General features: G+C 74.3%; 16 protein-coding genes and 1 tRNA gene. 15 read left to right on the top strand and 2 right to left on the bottom strand.

The features are described 5' to 3' along the window. Positions 1-185: 185 nt before the first annotated feature. The 10 genes from topA (at position 186) to ACT7CP_RS04485 (ending at position 12,058) form a co-directional block, all read left to right on the top strand. Positions 186-3,158 carry a type I DNA topoisomerase gene (topA, locus tag ACT7CP_RS04440; RefSeq protein WP_413963795.1) on the top strand — a complete coding sequence of 991 codons (2,973 nt, stop codon included), beginning with the start codon at positions 186-188 and terminating at the stop codon, positions 3,156-3,158. Further along, on the top strand, positions 3,155-3,790 hold the full coding sequence (gene tmk / locus ACT7CP_RS04445; RefSeq protein ID WP_413963796.1) for a dTMP kinase: 636 nt from the start codon (positions 3,155-3,157) through the stop codon (positions 3,788-3,790). The genes topA and tmk overlap by 4 nt, the downstream gene beginning before the upstream one ends. After that, positions 3,787-5,016, top strand: coding sequence for a DNA polymerase III subunit delta' (locus tag ACT7CP_RS04450; RefSeq protein ID WP_445443525.1), 1,230 nt, complete (start codon positions 3,787-3,789; stop codon positions 5,014-5,016). The genes tmk and ACT7CP_RS04450 overlap by 4 nt, the downstream gene beginning before the upstream one ends. After that, entirely contained in the window at positions 5,013-6,590 is a 1,578-nt protein-coding gene (locus ACT7CP_RS04455) for an alpha/beta hydrolase (protein WP_445443526.1), read from the top strand. The genes ACT7CP_RS04450 and ACT7CP_RS04455 overlap by 4 nt, the downstream gene beginning before the upstream one ends. 140 nt (positions 6,591-6,730) lie before the next feature. Beyond that, a tRNA-Thr gene (locus ACT7CP_RS04460) sits at positions 6,731-6,806 on the top strand. 151 nt (positions 6,807-6,957) lie between these two features. Then, positions 6,958-8,472 (top strand): D-alanyl-D-alanine carboxypeptidase/D-alanyl-D-alanine endopeptidase, encoded by a 1,515-nt coding sequence (gene dacB, locus ACT7CP_RS04465; RefSeq protein ID WP_413963799.1) that lies wholly within the window; start codon positions 6,958-6,960, stop codon positions 8,470-8,472. Between the two features lie 64 nt (positions 8,473-8,536). Continuing rightward, entirely contained in the window at positions 8,537-9,127 is a 591-nt protein-coding gene (locus tag ACT7CP_RS04470) for an isochorismatase family protein (RefSeq protein WP_413963800.1), read from the top strand. A gap of 163 nt (positions 9,128-9,290) precedes the next feature. Next, positions 9,291-10,766, top strand: a complete 1,476-nt coding sequence (locus ACT7CP_RS04475; RefSeq protein ID WP_445443527.1) for an NAD-dependent succinate-semialdehyde dehydrogenase — start codon at positions 9,291-9,293, stop codon at positions 10,764-10,766. Beyond that, entirely contained in the window at positions 10,766-11,578 is an 813-nt protein-coding gene (locus ACT7CP_RS04480; protein WP_445443528.1) for a TrmH family RNA methyltransferase, read from the top strand. The genes ACT7CP_RS04475 and ACT7CP_RS04480 overlap by 1 nt, the downstream gene beginning before the upstream one ends. 102 nt (positions 11,579-11,680) lie before the next feature. After that, a complete protein-coding gene (locus ACT7CP_RS04485; protein ID WP_445443529.1) occupies positions 11,681-12,058 on the top strand; it encodes a DUF2834 domain-containing protein in 378 nt (125 codons plus the stop codon). Positions 12,059-12,138: 80 nt separating this feature from the next. Here ACT7CP_RS04485 and ACT7CP_RS04490 read toward each other — a convergent pair whose 3' ends face one another. Beyond that, complete coding sequence (locus tag ACT7CP_RS04490; protein WP_445443530.1) at positions 12,139-14,190, bottom strand: ABC transporter ATP-binding protein; 2,052 nt, start codon at positions 14,188-14,190, stop codon at positions 12,139-12,141. A gap of 222 nt (positions 14,191-14,412) precedes the next feature. On the opposite strand from ACT7CP_RS04490, the gene ACT7CP_RS04495 reads away from it, so the two are divergent. From ACT7CP_RS04495 to ACT7CP_RS04510, 4 genes are all read left to right on the top strand, one after another. Continuing rightward, positions 14,413-15,339, top strand: a complete 927-nt coding sequence (locus ACT7CP_RS04495) for an ABC transporter ATP-binding protein (protein WP_413963805.1) — start codon at positions 14,413-14,415, stop codon at positions 15,337-15,339. Then, entirely contained in the window at positions 15,336-16,169 is an 834-nt protein-coding gene (locus ACT7CP_RS04500) for an ABC transporter permease (protein WP_445443531.1), read from the top strand. Before ACT7CP_RS04495 ends, ACT7CP_RS04500 begins: the two co-directional genes overlap by 4 nt. Next, a complete protein-coding gene (locus tag ACT7CP_RS04505; protein WP_413963807.1) occupies positions 16,166-16,990 on the top strand; it encodes an ABC transporter permease in 825 nt (274 codons plus the stop codon). The genes ACT7CP_RS04500 and ACT7CP_RS04505 overlap by 4 nt, the downstream gene beginning before the upstream one ends. Before the next feature lie 143 nt (positions 16,991-17,133). Beyond that, entirely contained in the window at positions 17,134-17,955 is an 822-nt protein-coding gene (locus tag ACT7CP_RS04510) for a ribokinase (RefSeq protein WP_445443532.1), read from the top strand. A gap of 60 nt (positions 17,956-18,015) precedes the next feature. Here the strand turns inward: ACT7CP_RS04510 and ACT7CP_RS04515 are convergent, their stop codons facing one another. Next, on the bottom strand, positions 18,016-18,921 hold the full coding sequence (locus ACT7CP_RS04515; RefSeq protein ID WP_445443533.1) for an NAD(P)-dependent oxidoreductase: 906 nt from the start codon (positions 18,919-18,921) through the stop codon (positions 18,016-18,018). A gap of 243 nt (positions 18,922-19,164) precedes the next feature. Between ACT7CP_RS04515 and ACT7CP_RS04520 the strand changes: the two genes are divergently transcribed. Then, positions 19,165-19,800 carry a hypothetical protein gene (locus ACT7CP_RS04520; protein ID WP_445443534.1) on the top strand — a complete coding sequence of 212 codons (636 nt, stop codon included), beginning with the start codon at positions 19,165-19,167 and terminating at the stop codon, positions 19,798-19,800. Positions 19,801-19,852 lie beyond the last annotated feature (52 nt).

The following is a 19,852-nucleotide window of genomic DNA, read 5'->3' on the forward strand; positions in this document are numbered from 1 at the left end:
GCGGGGACGCCGCGCCGGGCCGGCATCCGGGCGGCACCGCGATTAGGTGGCCGGTCGGTGCGCGTGTGTATGGTGTGCCTTGTCGGGGACCCCGCCGCACATCGCCCCGGAGCGCATCCGAGCGGGCACGCATCCCGGACACGGGCCGGCTACCGGCCCCCATGAACGCATATATAAGGAGTCACGTGCCCGGCACGAAGAAGTTGGTCATCGTCGAGTCGCCGGCCAAGGCCAAGACGATCGCCCAGTACCTGGGCAGCGGGTACGAGGTGCAGGCCTCGGTCGGCCACATCCGCGACCTCATCGAGCCGAAGAACCTGCCGCCCGAGCTCAAGAAGGGCACCCTCGGCAAGTTCTCCGTCGACGTCGAGAACGGCTTCGAGCCCTACTACGTCGTCAGCGACCAGAAGAAGAAGACGGTCGCCGACCTCAAGCGCGCGCTCAAGGACGCCGACGAGCTCTTCCTCGCGACGGATGAGGACCGCGAGGGCGAGGCCATCGCGTGGCACCTCCTCCAGGTCCTGAAGCCGAAGGTGCCGGTCAAGCGCATGGTGTTCCACGAGATCACCAAGGAGGCCATCGAGCGCGCCCGCGACAGCACGCGCGACATCGACACGGCCCTCGTCGACGCGCAGGAGACGCGCCGCATCCTCGACCGCCTGTACGGCTACGAGGTGTCGCCCGTCCTCTGGCGCAAGGTGGGCCCGGGCCTCTCCGCCGGCCGCGTGCAGTCCGCCGCCACCCGGCTCGTCGTCGACCGCGAGCGCGAGCGTCTCGCGTTCGTCACCGCCACCTACTGGGACCTCACCGCGTCGCTGTCCCCGCTCGAGCAGGAGCTCCCCTTCGACGCCCGCCTCGTGCGGATCGACGGCGCCCGGATCGCCACGGGCCGCGACTTCGACGACAAGGGCACCCTGAAGAACGACTCGCGTCCGCTGGACGCGAGCACGGCGGAGTCGCTCGCCGAGGCGCTGCGCGACCCGTCCGTGCCCCTCGCGGTGCAGAGCGTCGAGTCGAAGCCGTACACGCGTCGGCCCGCCGCGCCCTTCACCACGTCGACCCTGCAGCAGGAGGCGGCGCGCAAGCTCCGCTTCTCCGCGCGGCAGACGATGAGCGTGGCGCAGTCGCTGTACGAGAACGGCTACATCACCTACATGCGCACCGACTCGCCCTCGCTCTCGCAGCAGGCGATCAACGCGGCGCGCAAGCAGGCGGCCGAGCTGTACGGACCCGAGACCGTGCCCGACAAGCCGCGCCTCTACTCGGGCAAGAGCAAGAACGCGCAGGAGGCGCACGAGGCCGTCCGCCCCGCCGGCGAGACCTTCCGCACGCCGCAGCAGCTCGCCTCCACGCTGCGCGGCAACGACCACAAGCTCTACGACCTGATCTGGAAGCGCACCATCGCGTCGCAGATGGCGGACGCGAAGGGATCGACCGCGTCGGTCGTCATCGCCGCGGGCCCCACGTCCGCCGGCGAGGTGGCGGAGTTCGCCGCGTCCGGGACGGTCATCACCTTCCGCGGCTTCCTGGCCGCCTACGAGGAGAGCCGCGACGAGGAGCGCCACGGCGCCGCCGAGCCGCGCGAGGCCAAGCTGCCCGACCTCAAGAAGGGCCAGGACCTGCGTCTCGTCGACGTCGACGCGAAGGGCCACGAGACCAGCCCGCCGCCGCGCTACACGGAGGCGAGCCTCGTGAAGACGCTCGAGGAGCTGGGCATCGGGCGCCCGTCGACGTACGCGGCCATCATCTCGACCATCGTCGACCGGGGCTACGTCACGCCCCGCGGCACCGCGCTCGTCCCGAACTGGATCGCGTTCTCGGTGGTGCGGCTGCTCGAGGAGTTCTTCACCGAGCTGGTGCAGTACGACTTCACGGCCGGCATGGAGAACGACCTCGACCGCATCGCGGACGGGTCGGCGGAGCGGGTCGACTGGCTGAAGGGCTTCTACTACGGCAACCAGGCCCACAAGGGACTCCGCCCCACGATCGACAACCTCGGCGAGATCGACGCGCGCGAGATCAACTCGCTGCGCATCGCGGACGACATCACCCTGCGCATCGGCAAGTACGGGCCCTACCTCGAGGTGCACGAGGAGGGGGCGGCGGAGGACGCGACGCCTCGTCGCGTCAACCTCCCCGAGGACCTCGCGCCCGACGAGCTGACGGCCGCCAAGGCCCGCGAGCTCATCGACGCGCCGGTCGTCACGGACCGCGTCATCGGCATCAACCCCGACAACGGCAAGCAGATCGTCGCCAAGGACGGCCGCTACGGTCCGTACGTCACCGAGCTCGACCCCGAGCTCGAGGAAGCGCCCGCCGTGCCGGCCGACGGCGTCGACCCGGCGACGGGCGAGGTGCTCGAGACCGCCTCCGCGACGACCACGGCGGCGCCCGCGAAGAAGGCGCCCGCCAAGAAGCCCGCGGCGAAGAAGGCGGCCGCGGTCAAGCCGCGCACCGCGTCCATCTTCAAGACGATGGACCTCGCGACGGTCGACCTCGACACGGCCCTCCGGCTCCTCGACCTCCCGCGCGTGGTGGGCGAGGATCCCGAGACGTCGACGCCCATCACGGCGCAGAACGGCAAGTACGGTCCGTACCTGAAGAAGGGCACGGACTCGCGGTCGCTCACCAGCGAGGAGCAGATCTTCGAGATCGACCTGCCGGGCGCCCTCGAGGTCTTCGCGCAGCCGAAGTACGGCGCGCGTCGCCCCTCCAGCGCGCTCAAGGAGTTCGACGCGGACCCCGTGAGCGGCAAGGGCATCAAGGTCAAGGACGGCCGCTTCGGGCCCTACGTCACCGACGGTGAGACCAACGCCACGATCCCGAAGAGCGAGTCCGTCGAGGACATCGACTTCGACCGCGCGGTCGAGCTGCTCGCCGACAAGCGGGCCAAGGGACCGGCGAAGCCCAAGGCGAAGGCCCCGGCCAAGGCGAAGGCCAAGGCGCCCGCGAAGCCGCGCACTTCGGCGGCTGCCGCGAAGACGACGGCCGCCAAGACCGCTGCGGCGAAGACGACCGCCGCGAAGACGACGGCGGCGAAGACGACCGCGGCCAAGACGACGGCGACCAAGACGACCGCGGCCAAGACCACGGCGGCGAAGACCACCGCGGCGAAGAAGGCCGCCGCTCCCACGGCGACGGCGTCCGACGCGACGTGACCGGGGTCTTCATCACCCTCGAGGGCGGCGACGGCGTGGGCAAGTCCACGCAGTCGGCGCTCCTCCGGGAGTGGCTGGAGGGGCAGGGCCGCGAGGTCGTCGTCACCCGCGAGCCGGGCGGCAGCGAGCTCGGCGCGGAGATCCGCGAGATCGTGCTGCACCGCCGGGGGCACATCGCCCCGCGTGCGGAGGCGCTGCTCTACGCGGCCGACCGCGCCCACCACGTCGAGACGGTCGTCCGGCCAGCCCTCGAGCGCGACGCCGTCGTGCTGCAGGACCGCTACCTCGACTCCTCCGTCGCGTACCAGGGCGCAGGTCGCGTGCTCGACGCCGGTGAGATCCGCGACCTCTCGCTCTGGGCGGCGCAGGGGCTCCTGCCCGACCTGACCGTGCTGCTCGACCTCGACCAGGAGGCCGCGCGCGTCCGGCTCGACGCCGCCCGTACGCGCTTCGACCGGCTCGAGGCCGAGCGCGACGAGTTCCACGAGCGCGTCCGCCAGGCCTTCCTCGGGCTGGCCGACGCCGAGCCGCACCGCTTCCTGATCGTGGACGCCGCGCGTCCGCGCGAGGAGATCGCCGACGTGATCCGCACACGGGCCGCCGCGCTCCTCGAGGCCGGGGCGCGGGCATGAGCGACGCAGCCGACAGCCCGGGTACCGCGACGCCGGGCAGCCCCGACGGCCGGGCCATCTGGGACGAGCTCACGGGCCAGTCCGAGGCGGTCGCCCTGCTCGCCGCCGCCAGCAGCCCACGGGCCACCGCCCGCGATGCCACCGGCACGGCGCTCGCGCACTCCTGGCTCATCACCGGTCCTCCCGGATCCGGGCGCTCCAACCTCGCCTACGCGTTCGCCACGGCGCTCCTCAGCGACGGGACCCCGGAGGGCGACGCCGCCACCGCGCGCCAGGTCGCCGCCCGCAGCCACCCGGACCTCGGCGTGCTCGCCACGGAGCGGGTCATCATCGCGATCGACGAGGTGCGGTCGCTCGTCACGTCGTCGCAGTACTCGCCGTCCGTCGGGCGCTACCGGGTGATGGTCGTCGAGGACGCCGACCGGATGACCGAGCGCACCTCGAACCTGCTGCTCAAGGCGCTCGAGGAGCCGCCGGAGCGCACCATCTGGATCCTCTGCGCGCCCAGCGAGGCCGACCTGATCCCCACCATCCGCTCGCGCGTCCGCAGCGTGCGGCTGCGCATCCCGTCCGTCGAGGACGTGGCGGCGCTCATCCAGCGGCGCGACGGGGTCGACGCGGCCACCGCCACCCGCGCGGCCCGCGAGGCGCAGAGCCACATCGGCATGGCCCACCGGCTCGCCACCGACGCCGAGGCGCGCGAGCGCCGCAGCCGCACCCTCGAGCTCGCGCTCGGGATCCGCACGGTCGGCGACGCCGTGCGCGCCGCCGCCGCGATGCTCGAGCTCGCCGGCCAGGACGCCAAGGCGTTCACCGTGCAGCGGGACGCCGACGAGCGCGAGCGCGCGCTGCGGTCGCTCGGGGTGCAGGAGGGCGGGTCGATCCCGCCGCAGCTGCGCTCGCAGATCCGGCAGCTCGAGGAGGACCAGAAGCGGCGCGCCACGCGGAGCCTGCGTGACGGGATCGACCGGATCCTCGTCGACCTCATGTCGCTGCACCGCGACGTGCTGCTGCACCAGCTCGGGGCGGACCTGCCCCAGGTGAACGAGGCCATCGCGCCGCGCATCGCGGAGGCCGCCGAGGCGGGATCCGCCGCCGCGTCGCTCGCGGTCCTCGACGCGGTCGGGGTCGCGCGGCGCCGGATCGACGGCAACGTCTCCCCGGCGCTCGCCCTGGAGGCGATGCTCATCTCCATCACCCGCACGCGGTCCGCGGGCGTCGCATGAGGCGCCGGGGGAGCGGCGCGCGGGGGATCCGCCGGGCCGGCGCGCTGGGGGCGGCGCTCGTCGCCGCGGCCGTCGCGCTGAGCGGCTGCGGCCTCCTCTCCGCCCCGGAGCCGCGGAGCTCGACCTCGAGCCCCACGGCGGAGGACGTCGCGCCCGACCTCGCCCGCTACTACGAGCAGGTCCTCGCGTGGACCCCGTGCGAGGACGGCGCCCAGTGCGCCACGGCCACCGCGCCGCTCGACTGGTCCGCGCCCGATCCGGCCAGCGACATCCAGCTCGCCCTCACCCGGCACACGGCCCGCGGTGCGGACGGCCCGCGCGGATCCCTCTTCGTCAACCCCGGCGGCCCCGGCGCGTCCGGCGTCGACTTCGTGAAGGCCAGCGTCGACTACGCGGTCTCCCGTGAGCTCCAGGACGCCTACGACATCGTCGGCTGGGACCCGCGCGGCGTCGGGGCCTCGACGGCCGTCGACTGCGTCGACGACGCGCAGCTCGACTCCTTCCTCTACGGGGAGACGGAGGCGCCCCCCGGCACCCCGCAGCACGACGAGGAGCTCGAGCAGGCCGCACGGTCGTTCGCGGAGTCCTGCGCGGCCCGGTCCGGCCCGCTGCTGGAGTTCATCGACACGAAGAGCACCGCGCACGACCTCGACATGCTCCGCGCCCTCGTCGGCGACCCGCGGCTGGACTACCTCGGTTACTCGTACGGCACGAGCATCGGCGCGCAGTACGCGCAGGACTTCCCCGGGCACGTGGGCCGGATGGTGCTCGACGGCGCGACGGATCCGTCGGCCAGCTCCTTCGACGTGGTGCTCGCGCAGACCGCGGGCTTCCGCACCTCCTTCGAGGCGTACATGGCGGGCTGCCTCGCGGCGAAGGGGTGCCCGTTCCGCGGATCCGTCGACGACGGCGTGCAGACCGCGTCCGCCCTCCTCGACCAGCTCGACCAGAGCCCGATGCGCGCGGCGGACGGGCGGGAGCTCGACGGGCAGGTCATGCGCAGCGCGATCGACTCGGCGCTCTACAGCGAGCAGCAGTGGCCGGCCCTCACGACCGCGTTCGCGGAGGCCCTGCGCGGCGAGTCCGCCACGGCGTTCGCGCTCGCCGACTCCTACTTCGGGCGCAGCCCGGACGGCAGCTACGCCGGGAACTTCTACGAGGCGTTCCTCGCCATCCAGTGCATCGACTACCCCGTGGAGCGGGACCCGGCGGTGCTCGTGCGCGAGGCGGCGGAGATCCGCGAGGCCGGCGGCGAGCTGGCCGACGACGACACGTCACGCGACGGCGAGACGGATCCGCTGTGCGGCAACTGGCCGTACGCCGCACGCCAGGCTCCGGCGCCCGTCGACGCGGAGGGCGCGGCGCCCATCGTCGTCGTCGGGACGACGGGGGATCCGGCCACGCCGTACTCGTGGGCCCGGGCTCTCGCCGACCAGCTCGCGTCGGGCGTGCTGCTCACCTACGAGGGCGAGGGGCACATCGCCTACGACGAGCGGGATCCGTGCATCGTGGCCGCGGTCGACGGGTACCTTCTCGGCGGGGATCCGCCGGCGGCCGGCACCACCTGCGGCTAGCGGCGGCGGGCGAAGGGGCGGAGTCCGACGGCGGTGGGCCCCGCGCTCGACGGCGAGGGCGCGGCTCCGCGTGTGCGGGAGCGCCCTCCGGATCCGGTATGCTCTCTACTCGTGCCCGGTACTCGTTGAGTCCGGGCCGGGCCGCCTTAGCTCAGTCGGTAGAGCATCTCACTCGTAATGAGAAGGTCGTCAGTTCGATTCTGACAGGCGGCTCCATCACGCCACCCGCGTCGCACGCCCCGGTCGATCTCGAGGCCGTGACGGCCCCGCGGATCCTCGCGTCCCTCCCCAGGGCCCGTCCCGGACGGTCCTCCCGAGCTCCTCGGGCGCCCGGCCCCCATCCGGGGACGGCGTCTAACATGGGCCCATGCGATCCCCCGTCGACGGCCCCGATGACGCGCACGCCGGCCGCCCCGACCGGGACGCCCCCGCGGTCCGCTCCCGCCCCGCCGGACGCCGTCCCGCCGGGCGCCGTCCCGCCGGGCGCCGTCGCGCCCGCGCCGTCACGGCCGCCGTGGCCGGGGTCGCGCTCCTCGCCGCCGGCGCGGTCGGGGCCGGTGCCGTCACGGGTCGCGCGGGCAGCGCCTCCGCCAGCGTCGCCGCCACCGCCGAGGCGACGCCCGCGCCGAGCCCGACGCCGACGGCGGATCCCGCGCGTCCCGCCCCCGCCGACCGGGCCGCCGTCCGCGACCTCCGCATGTGCTCCATCTCCTCCCTCGCGCAGGATCCGCGGCTCGCCACCTTCGAGGGCCAGGTCCGCGACGCCGCCACCGGGCGGGTCCTGTTCGACCGGAACGGCGACACCCCCGAGCGCACGGCGAGCGTCATGAAGGTGGTCACGTCCGCGGCGGCCCTGGCCGCGCTCGGCCCGGACCGCCGCATCGCCACCACCGTGGTCCGCGGGTCCGAGCCCGGCACCGTGGTGCTGGTCGGCGGCGGGGACCCGACGCTCTCGCGCCTCACCTCCGGCAGCTCCGTCTACCCGGGAGCGCCGCGCCTCAGCGACCTCGCGCAGCAGGTGCGCACCGCCTGGGCCGCGGATCCCGCCACGGCGGGCACGCCCATCACCCGCATCGTGCTCGACACCTCGCTCTTCTCCGGGGAGACCTGGATCCCGTCCTGGGCGCCCAGTGAGCGGAAGGCCGGGTACTCGAGCTTCATGACGCCGCTGCAGCTCGACGCCGACCGGGCGGATCCCGCGGCCGTCGTCTCCGCCCGCAGCGAGGATCCCCTCGCGCGCGTCGGCAGCACCTTCCGCTCCATGCTCGGGGGGTCGGCCGCGGTGACGCAGGGCACGGCGCCGGCGGGAGCGGCCGTCCTCGGCCGCGTGGAGTCGCAGCCCGTGTCGTCGCTCATCCAGACCGCGCTCATCAACTCGGACAACGTGCTCGCCGAGTCGCTCGCCCGGCTCGTCGCCATCCAGGTCGGCGCGGGGAGCACCCAGCAGTCGCTCGCCGCCGGCATCCCGAAGGCGCTCGAGGCGTACGGCCTCGACACGTCCGCGCTCACCATCGTCGACGGCCAGGGGCTCAGCCCCGACAACCGCGTGCCGCCGTCGCTCCTCGCGCAGCTCATGATCCAGGTGGACCAGCGGCAGCAGGCGCTCGGCTACCTGCACGACGGACTCCCCGTCGCGGGGCGGACCGGCACCCTCGTCAGCCGCTTCGCCGGCGATAGCGCAGTGGCCCGCGGGCACGTGGTGGCCAAGACCGGCTGGATCGACACCGGCTACACGCTCGCCGGCATCGTCGACGCGGCGGACGGCGCGAAGCTCACGTTCGCGTTCTACGCCATCGGGAACGTGACGGGGGACGCGAAGGTCGCCCTCGACGCCCTCGCCGCGGGTGCCTACCGCTGCGGCGCGGACCTGGGGGACGAGTGACGCGCGGCCCGGTCCCGGGCAGCGGATCCACGGCACCGGGCGCGGCCCGGGGAAGGAGCGCCGCATGACGCGGGCCCTGTTCATCATCGACGTCCAGAACGACTTCACGGAGGGCGGCGCGCTCGGCGTCACGGGCGGCGGCGACGTCGCGCGGGGGATCACCCGGCTCCTGGCCGCGGAGCCGTACCGCTACGACCACGTCCTCGCCTCCCGCGACTGGCACGAGGCGACCGGCGACAACGGCGGGCACTTCGCGGCGGCGGGCGCCGTGCCCGACTTCTCGACCACCTGGCCCGCGCACTGCGTGCAGGGCACGCACGGGGCCGAGTACCACCCCGACCTCGACGTCACGGCCGTCGACTTCCACCTCCGCAAGGGGCAGGGCGCGCCCGCGTACTCGATCTTCGAGGGCACCACCGAGGACGGCGTGCCGCTGGCCGACCTGCTCGTGCTGCACGGGATCACCGACATCGACGTGGTCGGCATCGCGACGGACTACTGCGTCCTCGCCTCCGCGCTCGACGCCGTGCACCAGGGGCATCGCGTGCGCGTGCTCGCCGATCTCGTCGCGGGAGTGGCCCCGGCCACGAGCGTCGCGGCGCTCGAGCGGCTGCGCGACGCCGGGGCGGAGATCGTGGAGGGACCCACCGACTGACGGCCGGCGGCAGCGCGGGCGCGAGCGGCAGCGCGGGCACCGGCGGCACCGCGAGCACCGGCGGCAGCACGGGCACGACCAGCAGCACGCGCATCACGCGCACCACGCGCATCACGCGCACGGACAGCGCGACAGCACCACCAGCACGGGAGAAGAGGACAGCATGACCGCACCCACCGAGACCGACCTCCTGTCGGGCACACCGACCACCCTGCTGGTGGGAGGCGCGCGCGTCGACGCGGAGGGCGGGGCCACCTTCGAGGTGCGGGACCCGGCGACGGACGCCGTGATCGCGCACGTGGCCGACGCGAGTCCGGCCGACGGCATGCGCGCCCTCGACGCCGCGGTCGAGGCCGCCGCTGACTGGGCCGCCACCGCGCCGCGCGTGCGGGACGAGATCCTGCGCCGCGCCTTCGACCTCCTGCAGGAGCGCCGGGATGAGTTCGCGCTCCTGATGACGGTCGAGATGGGCAAGCCGCTCGCCGAGTCGCTCGGCGAGGTGACGTACGGCGGCGAGTTCCTGCGCTGGTTCTCGGAGGAGGCCGTGCGCATCACGGGCCGCTACGGTGTGAACCCCGAGGGCACGGGCCGCATGATCGTCTCGCAGCACCCGGTGGGCCCCGTGCTCCTCATCACCCCGTGGAACTTCCCGCTCGCCATGGCGACCCGCAAGATCGCGCCGGCGCTCGCCGCGGGTTGCACGGTGGTCATCAAGCCCGCCGAGCTCACGCCGCTCACGACCCTCCGCTTCGCCGAGCTGCTGGCCGAGGCGGGGCTGCCGGCGGGCGTGCTCAACGTGATCCCCACCACGTCCGCCGCCGAGGTCACGGGCCCGCTCATCGCCGACCCCCGCCTGCGCAAGCTGAGCTTCACCGGATCGACCCCCGTCGGCCGTCAGCTCGGCGCGCAGGCCGCCCAGAACGTGCTCCGCGTCTCGCTCGAGCTCGGCGGCAACGCGCCGTTCCTCGTGTTCGAGGACGCCGACCTCGACCGGGCGGTCGACGGCGCCATGGCGGCGAAGTTCCGCAACGTCGGGCAGGCCTGCACCGCCGCGAACCGCTTCATCGTCCAGGCCTCCGTGGCCGACGCGTTCGCGGAGCGCCTGCGGGAGCGCATCGACGCCATGCGCATCGGGCGCGGCACGGAGGAGGGCGTCACGGTCGGGCCGCTCATCGACGGCCGGGCCGTGGACAAGGCCGACCGCCTCGTGCGCGACGCCGTGGAGCGCGGCGCCGAGGTGCGTGCGGGCGGCGAGCCGCGCGCGGGAGCCGGGCACTTCTACCCTCCGACGCTCCTCACGGGCGTCGTCGAGGGCAGCGACATCCTGCGGGAGGAGATCTTCGGCCCGGTCGTCGCGATCGTGCCCTTCGCCGACGAGGACGACGCCGTGCGCCTCGCCAACGACACCGAGTACGGCCTCGTCTCCTACGTGTTCACGCGCGACCTCGCGCGCGGCCAGCGCATGATCGAGCGGCTCGAGACGGGCATGACGGGCCTCAACATGGGCGTCATCTCCAACGCGGCGGCGCCGTTCGGCGGCGTGAAGCAGTCGGGGCTCGGCCGCGAGGGCGGGCTCGAGGGCATCCACGAGTACCTGAACACGAAGTACACGCTCACGCCCGACCCGTTCGCCGGCTAGTGGCGCACGTCGTCCCGGTCGAGGACCTGCGCGATCCGCGGCTCGCCGACTACAGCCACCGCACCGACGTCGCGCTCCGCAAGGCCGAGGGCGCGGGCCACGGGATCTACCTCGCCGAGTCCGCGCTCGTGCTCGAGCGGGCGCTCCGGGCGGGCCACGTGCCGCGGTCGGTCCTGGCGCTCGGCGGCACGGTCGACGAGGCGCTCGCGCTCGTCGGCGACCGCGACGTGCCCGTGTTCACCGGCCCGGGGGAGCTGCTCGCCGAGCTCACCGGGTACGTGCTGCACCGCGGGGTCGTCGCGTCGCTCGACCGGCCCCCGCTGCCGTCGGTCGCGTCGCTGCTGGCGGACGCGCGCCGCGTGGTCGTGCTCGAGGACGTCGTGGACCCCACCAACGTCGGCGCGATCTTCCGGTCCGTCGGCGCCATCGGCGCGGATGCGGTGCTGGTCACCCCGCGCTGCACGGATCCGTTCTACCGTCGCGCCATCCGCGTGAGCATGGGCACCGTGCTGCAGGTGCCGTGGACGCGGACGGGGGAGTGGCCGGAGACGCGCGCCGCCCTCACGGAGGCCGGCTTCCACGTCGCCGCGCTCGCGTTGACGCCCGACGCCGTCTCGATCCGCGACGTCCGGCCCGAGGAGCACGAGCGGCTCGCCATCGTGCTCGGCTCCGAGGGGCCCGGGCTGTCGGAGGAGGCGATCCGGTCGGCGGACACCGTCGTCCGGATCCCCATGGCGCACGGCATCGACTCGCTCAACGTGGCGGCCGCCAGCGCGGTCGCGTTGTACGCCCTGACGTCGCCGGGAGGCTGACCGCCAGCCGGCCGGACCGGGCGGGCCGGCCGGGTCGGCGAGCCGCCCCGCGCGCCGGGAAGCGGCGCGCCTAGCCTGTCCCCATCCACCGGAAGGGTCCCCATGAGCTCGCGACCAGCCCGCCGACGCCCCACGCGCCTCGCCGTCCTCTACCTCGTCCTCGCGGCGGCCGGCCTTGTGCTGACGTGGACGGCGAACATCCGCGTCATGACGGAGGGCCGCGACGTGCTCGCCGACCTGGCCGCGGGCGGGCCGACGGTGTCCTCGCTGTCGTGGGATCTGCTGATCGCCGCGGTGGCGAGCGTCGTCTTCATGATCGTCGAGGGGCGGCGCCTCGGGATGCGCCGCGTGTGGATCCACGTGCTGTTCGTCCCGCTCGTGGCGTTCGCGTTCGCCCTGCCGCTGTTCCTCGCCGCACGGGAGATGCACCTGGCGGCCGCGACGCGAGCGGAGTCGACGGGTCCGAAGCCGGGCACCTGAGCGCGGGAGGCCGGCCGAGCCGGACGTCCCCGCGCCTCCGCAGCCGGACCGCGGATCCCCGCCGCGCCCGCCCACCCGCGCTACACGAGCAGCTGGTGCTTCGCGAGGTCGCGATACAGCGGCGTGGAGACCACGAGCTCCGCGTGCGTGCCCGTGCCGACGACGCGGCCCTTCTCGACGACGACGATGAGGTCGCTGTCGACGACGGTCGAGAGCCGGTGGGCGATGACGATGAGCGTGCGGTGCTCGGCGACGGCGTCGATGGCCTTCCGGAGCAGCTGCTCGTTGAGGCCGTCGAGGCTCGAGGTGGACTCGTCGAGCAGGAGGATCGGCGGCGCGGACAGCAGCGTGCGCGCGATCGCGAGGCGCTGACGCTCGCCGCCGGAGAGCATGATGCCGTCCTCGCCGACGGGTGCGTCGAGGCCGAGCTCGTTGCGCGCGAGCACCTCGGTGAGGTTCACGGCGTGCAGCACCTGGATGCAGTCCTCGTCGGTGGCGTCGAACGCCGTGAGCGTGAGGTTGTCGCGCAGCGTGCCCGCGAGCACGGGCGCGTCCTGCTCGACGTAGCCGATCTGGCGGCGGAGGTCCTCGCGGTCGAGCGTGCGGATGTCCCGCCCGCCGAGGCGGACGACGCCCGAGGTCGGGTCGTAGAAGCGCTCGATGAGGGCGAGGATCGTGCTCTTGCCCGCGCCCGAGGGGCCGACGAGCGCGATCCGCGTGCCCCGCTCGGCGCGGAAGCTGACGCCCTGGAGCACGCCGCCGCCCGTGCGGTCGGCGCCGGGGGCGTCGTCGGCCGCAGCGGGCTCGACCGCGTCGGCGGACGCGGGGGCGGAGGTCGCCGCGTCGGACGCGTCCGCCACCGCCGGGACCGGGTACGCGAACCGCACGTCGACGAGCTCGACGGCGGGGGCGTCCGACCGGTCGTCCGCAGCGGGCCCGGCGTCGTGCAGGCGGCCGGCGAGGGCGGCGTCGCCGTCGGTCTCGCCCGGCAGCTTCACGATCTCCTGGATCCGCCCGAGCGCGCCGAGCGCCTGGTTCACCGCGGTGACGGCGCCGAACGCCTGGCCGAGCGGCATGATCATGAGGAAGAGGAACAGGATGAAGGCCACCAGGTCGCCGACCGCGATGGCGCCCGAGGCGACGCGGAAGCCGCCCACGCCGACCACCACGAGGAACGACGCCTGCAGCGCGATGCCCGCGATCGGTACGACGACGGCGGAGGCCTTCGCGACCTTGATGCCCATCTCCCAGGCGCCCTCGGCGTCGGCCTCGATGGCGCGGATCTCGCGGTCGGTGGCGTTGCTGGCGCGGACGGTGCGGATCGCGCCGATGGCCCGCTCGACGCTGGCGGCCAGGTCGCCGACCTTGCGCTGCGCGCGCTGGCTGGCGATGCGGATCCGGCCGGAGAGGCCCACGACCGCGACGACCGACACCGCGACGACCAGCACGGTGAGGCCGAGGAGCACCGGATCGATGATGAACATCGCGACGATGGCGCCGAGGAACGTGACGGCGCCGCCGATCGCCTCCACGAGGCCCTGCGTGAGGACCGCGCGGAGGAGCGTGGTGTCGGATCCGACGCGGGAGACGAGGTCGCCCGTGCGGCGCGTGTCGAACTCGGAGATGGGGAGGCGGAGGATCCGGCGCACGAGCGTGCGGCGCGACGACAGGACGATGCCCTCGCCCATGCGCTGCAGGAGGTAGTGCTGGTAGCCGGAGAGGAGCCCGGACAGGACGACGAGGCCGACGAGCGCCCAGACGAGCGCGCCGAGCGCGCCGCCGTCCTGCACGACGCCGACCACGCGCTGCACGAGGAGCGGCTGGGCGAGGCTCGCGGCCGCGCCGAGCACGCTGAGCACGACCACGAAGGCCATCAGCCCGCGCTGCTCGAGGATGTACGGCAGCAGCTCCGAGAACCGGGCGCGGGGGCCGTCGTCGGCGGCGTCGTCGCGGCGCGCGAACGGGTTGCGCGAGCGGGGGCGCGGGGTGGCGGTCGCGGCCTCGCTCGGGACCGCGGGGACGGCGGCCGGGGCGGTCGCGGCGGCCGCGGAGGCCGTGGCGACCGCGGTCGGCCCGGCGGGAGCGGCGCCGCCGGAGCGACCTGCGGGGGAGTCGGGGCGGGCGGTGCTCATGCGGGTTCTCCCGGGTGGTGGGGCGGGTGGTGCGGCGCGTCGCATCGCCACGAGGACTCTACGCGTCGCCCGCCGGGCATCCGCTCGGAGGCGGGGGCCGGGCGGCCGGGGGAACCGGGGCGCTCGCCGAGCCGGCCCACCGCGCACCACCGCGCACCGCCGCGCACGCCCCGCATTTCCGCCCATGGTGGAAACCCGCCCCGCTCCCTAGGCTGGCTTCTCGTGCCCACCCCCGTCATCACCGCCGACCGCCTCGTGAAGAAGTACGGCGACCACGTCGCCGTCGACGGCCTCTCCTTCGAGGTCGCGCCCGGCGAGTCCTTCGGGCTCCTCGGCCCGAACGGCGCCGGCAAGTCCACGACCATGCGCATGATCGGCGCGGTCTCCTCGCGCACGGGCGGCACCCTCGACATCCTCGGGCTCGACCCCGACACGCACGGTCCCGAGATCCGCTCGCAGCTGGGCGTCGTGCCGCAGGCCGACAACCTGGACCTCGAGCTGAAGGCCCGCGACAACCTCATCGTCTACGGGCGCTACTTCGGCCTGCCGCGCAAGCAGGTCGCGGCGCGCGCCGACGAGCTGCTCGAGTTCGCGCAGCTGAGCGACCGCGCGAACGCGAAGGTCGACGACCTCTCCGGCGGCATGAAGCGGCGGCTCACCATCGCGCGGGCCCTCATCAGCGAGCCGCGGATCCTGCTGCTCGACGAGCCGACGACGGGCCTCGACCCGCAGGCCCGCCACATCCTCTGGGACCGCCTGTTCCGCCTCAAGGAGCAGGGCACGACGCTCGTGCTCACGACGCACTACATGGACGAGGCCGAGCAGCTCTGCGACCGGATCATCGTGGTCGACGAGGGCCGGATCATGGCCGAGGGCTCGCCCGCGTCCCTCATCCGCGACCACTCCAGCCGGGAGGTGCTCGAGGTGCGCTTCGGCTCCGACCGCAACGAGGAGGCGTCGCGGGAGATCGCGGGGCTCGGCGACCGGGTGGAGGTGCTGCCCGACCGCGTGCTCGTCTACGCGTCCGACGGCGAGGCCGTGCTCAGCCGGATCCTCGAGCAGGGCCTGAAGCCGATCACGACGCTCGTGCGCCGCTCCAGCCTGGAGGACGTCTTCCTCCGCCTCACCGGCCGGAGCCTGGTCGAGTGAGCGCCGTCGACACCCGGCAGGGCGCCGTCGCGGGCGGCGCGCGACCCCGCCGCTTCGGCGCCTGGTACGCGGCCGAGCACCGCCTGCTCGGGATCCGCGCCTACCTCGGCACCGCGCTCGCCACGGCCATCGGCAGCCCGTACATCTACCTCTACGCGCTCGGCGTGGGCCTCGCCTCGGTGGTGGACCGCGGCACCGACGCGAACGCGGCCCTCGGGATCAGCTTCCTGGTGTTCGTCGCGCCGGCGCTCCTCGCGACCAGCGCCATGACGGTCGCGAGCGAGGAGTTCACTTACCCGATCTTCGGCGGCTTCAAGTGGAACCCCGTGTTCCAGGCGATGAACGCGTCGCCGCTCACGCCCGGCCAGATCATCGACGGCCAGGTCATCGGCGTGGCGATCCGCATGGCGCCGACCTGCATCGCCTACTTCCTCTTCATGCTGCTGTTCGGCGCGGTGCCGCTCGGGACGGGGTTCCTGGCGATCCTCGCGGCGCTGCTCACGGGCATGGCGATCGGCGTGGTGGTCATGGCCTACGTCGCCACCCTCGAGCAGGACACGGGCCAGATCGCGATGCTCATGCGCTTCGTCCTCACGCCGCTCTCGCTCTTCTCCGGCACGTTCTTCCCGCTCACGCAGCTGCCGATCTGGCTGCAGTGGATCGGCTGGATCTCGCCGCTCTGGCACGGCACCGAGCTCGGCCGGGTCGCGACCTACGGGCTCGACGAGCCGCTCTGGCTGACGGTCGCGCACGTCGCGTACCTGCTGCTGTGGCTCGCGGTCGGCTGGACCCTCGCCCGCCGGGTCGCGACGCGGAGGCTGCGGAAGTGAGCGCGTCCACGACGGGAGCCCCCGTCCGCCGTCGCGGCGGCGCGCGGTCCCTCTACGCCGGCAACGCCCGCTCGGTGCTCGCGCGCGGGCTCCTCGCGACGCGCAGCACGAACTGGACGGTCGTCCTCTCCGGCTTCTTCGAGCCCGTCTTCTACCTGCTCGCGATGGGCATCGGCCTCGGCTCGCTCGTGGGCGACGTGACGACGAGCACCGGCCAGCCCGTGCCGTACGCCGCCTACATCGCGCCCGCGCTCCTGGCGGTCTCCGCCATGAACGGCGCCGTCTACGACTCCACCTGGAACGTCTTCTTCAAGATGAACCACTCGAAGCTGTACCAGGGCATGCTCGCGACCTCGCTCGGCCCGCTCGACGTGGCGTTCGGCGAGATCTCGCTCGCGCTCCTCCGCGGCGTCGTGTACTCGTCGGGCTTCCTCGTGGTGATGCAGCTGCTCGGCCTCAACCTGTCGTGGTGGGCGATCCTCGCGCTGCCGTCCGTGGTGCTCGTCGCGCTGGCGTTCGCGAGCTTCGGCATGGCCGTGACGAGCTACATGAAGACGTTCCAGCAGATGGACTGGATCAACTTCGTGATGCTGCCCATGTTCCTGTTCTCGGCGACCTTCTACCCGCTGTCGGTCTACCCGGCGTGGACGCAGGCGGTCATCCAGGCCCTGCCGCTCTGGCACGCGGTCGAGCTCGTGCGCGGGTTCACGACGGGCGCGATCTCGATCGCGGTGCTCGGGCACGTGCTCTACTTCGCGGTGATGACGGCGATCGGCCTGGTCTTCACGACCCGGCGGCTGCGGGTCCTCTTCCTCGACTGAGGCGGCCGGCTGCCGGCGGCGTGCGCGCGACCGGGCGTCCGGACGCGTCGCGCGGGCGACCCGGGAGGCGGGATCCGCTCGGTACCCTGGCGGGGAGCGCCACCCGGGCGCGGCCGGCCGCGCGTCGGGGGAGGCAGGTGCCCATGGGCCGCGTCGTGGTGCTCGGATCGCTCAACGTCGACCAGGTGGTGCGCGTCGCGCGGCACCCGCAGCCGGGGGAGACCCTGATCGGATCCGACCCCGAGCGGCTCTGGGGCGGCAAGGGCGCGAACCAGGCGGTCGCCGCGGCGGACGCGGGCGGCGAGGTCGCGATGGTCGGGGCCGTGGGCGACGACGCCGACGGATCCGCGTACCGCGCGCGCCTCCAGGCCCGCGGCATCGACGTGTCCGGCCTCCGGGTCGTGGCGAGCGCGACCACGGGCCTCGCGATCATCGCCGTGGACGCCGACGGCGAGAACACGATCATCGTCGCGCCCGGCGCGAACGCGCGCGTGGAGGCGGCCCACCTGGATCCGCTCGACGCGCTCGCCCCCGGCGACGTCCTGCTCGCCTCGCTCGAGCTGCCCCTCGACGCGATCGCCGACGGGGTCCGCCGCGCGCACGCCGCCGGCGCCCGCGTCGTCCTCAACCTCGCCCCCTTCGCCGAGCTGCCGGCCGACGTGCTCGCGCTCGCCGACCCCGTGGTCGTCAACGAGCACGAGGCGGGGCTGCTCCGCGCGTCGGGCACCCCCGCACCGGCGTCCCTGCTCGTCACCCTCGGCGCCGAGGGCGCGATGTGGGGCGACGTCGAGGTCCCTGCCTCGAAGGTCTCCCGCGTGGTCGACACCACGGGCGCGGGCGATGCGTTCTGCGGCGCGCTGGCGTCGGCGCTCGCCGCGGGCGCCGACCGCGAGGCCGCCCTGGTGGTCGCCGCCGACGCCGCCGCGGTCGTCGTGCAGCGGCAGGGCGCGCAGCCGGCGGACTGACGCCGGGGTGCCCGACCCGCCCGTCCGGCGCCCGTCCGGAGCCCGCCCGGCATCCGCCGCTCAGACCCCGTCGTGCAGCCGGCGCCCCGCGCGCTCCTCGAGCAGGCGGCCCGCGAGCAGCTCCCCGTCCACCGGCCCGTGGGCGTCGAGCGCGTCGCGGTGCAGGCGCGCGACGAGGGCGGTGAGCTCGTGGGGGACACCGCGCTCGGCGGCCAGGCGGGTCACGGCGTCCAGCTCCTCCACGACGCGGTCGATGCCGAAGTCCGCCATCGGGTCGCCCGCGAGCAGGGCGGGGGCGTGCCGCTCGAGGAATGCGCTCGTGCCCGGGCCCGTGAGGAGCGCGGATCGGAGCGCCGTCGGATCCAGCCCCAGCGAGCGCCCGAGGAGCAGCGCCTCCGTGACCGCCACCACCTGCCCGAACCACAGCGCGTTCCCGAGGAGCTTCACGACGTGGGCGGACGCGGGGTCGTCGCCGATCCGCGGGGTGGCGGGGTCGTGGCCGAGCGCCTCGAGGACCGGGCCGACCCGGTCGACGGCGGCGGCGGATCCGGCCACGTGGAAGCCCAGCGTGCCGCGGCCGGCGTCCGCGGGCCCTCCGCGCATGGGCGCCGCGACCGCCGCGACGCCGCGCGCGACGGCCTCGCGGACGAGGCCGTCGACGACGGCGGGGTCGTCGCTCGTGAGGTCGAGCCATGCGGTGCCCGGGCGCATCGACGCCAGCGCGCCGCCGGGTCCCGCCAGCGCGTCCCGGCACTCGGGCGGACCGGGGAGCACGGTCACGATCACGTCGCATCCGGCAGCGAGGGCGGAGGCGTCGACGGCCACCGCGAGCCCGACGGCGACGGCCCGATCCCGGGCGGCCGCGTCGACGTCGTGCACCTCGACCGCGAACCCGCGCTCCCGCAGGCGCGCGGCGATGCCGAGCCCCATCCGCCCGATCCCGAGCACGCCCACCAGGTCGCCCATGTCCGTCCCCGTCCCGTCCGCGCGGCCCCGTCGGCCGACGCGTCCGAGTCTGCCCGTCGCGGCGCGGCCGATCGTTGCGTCTCGTCGGGATCCACGCACGACGGGCGGATTTGCAACACCCGGGACGCGCATCCCGTGCGGAATCGGATAGTTAGCGCTCAAACGGATCGTGTGCGCGTAGCGTCCGAAGGACACCGGGACGGGCACCTCCGATCCGGTGCAGACGTCACGGAAGGCCCCACCATGAGCACCTCGGACACCCCGCGCGACGACCGCGACACCGCGGCCGTACCGGCCGGCGAGAGCACCTCCCTGCGGCACGACGTGGTCGCCCGCGAGAAGGAGCGCTTCGGCGGCATCAAGTTCGGATCCGCGTTCTTCGGCTGGCTCGCCGCGACCGGCACGGCCGTGATCCTCACGGCGCTCGTCGCCGCGACCGGCGCCGCGATCGGCCTCGGCGCGAACGGCGGCGACGCCGGCCAGGCGGCCGCCGACGCGCAGCAGAGCGCGGACACCATCGGCTGGGCCGGCGCCATCGCCGTGCTCGTCGTGATCCTCATCGCCTACTACTGCGGCGGCTACGTCGCGGGCCGCATGGCCCGCTTCGACGGTGCCAAGCAGGGTTTCGCCGTCTGGCTGTGGGCGATCCTCATCGCGATCGTCGTGGCCGTGCTGACCGCGGTCGCCGGCTCGCAGTTCAACGTGCTCGGGAACCTCAACGGCTTCCCGCGCATCCCGGTCGACGAGGGCGACCTCGGCATCGCGAGCATCATCACCGCGATCCTCGTCGCGGTCGTCGCGCTCGTCGGCGCCATCCTCGGCGGACTCGCCGGCATGCGCTTCCACCGTCGCGTGGACCGCGCCGGACTCGGTCGCTGACCGCCCCACCGACCCGGCGGGGCAGCGCTCCCGCCGCACCGCGCCACCCGGC

Source organism: Clavibacter rahimiani, assembly GCF_052654495.1.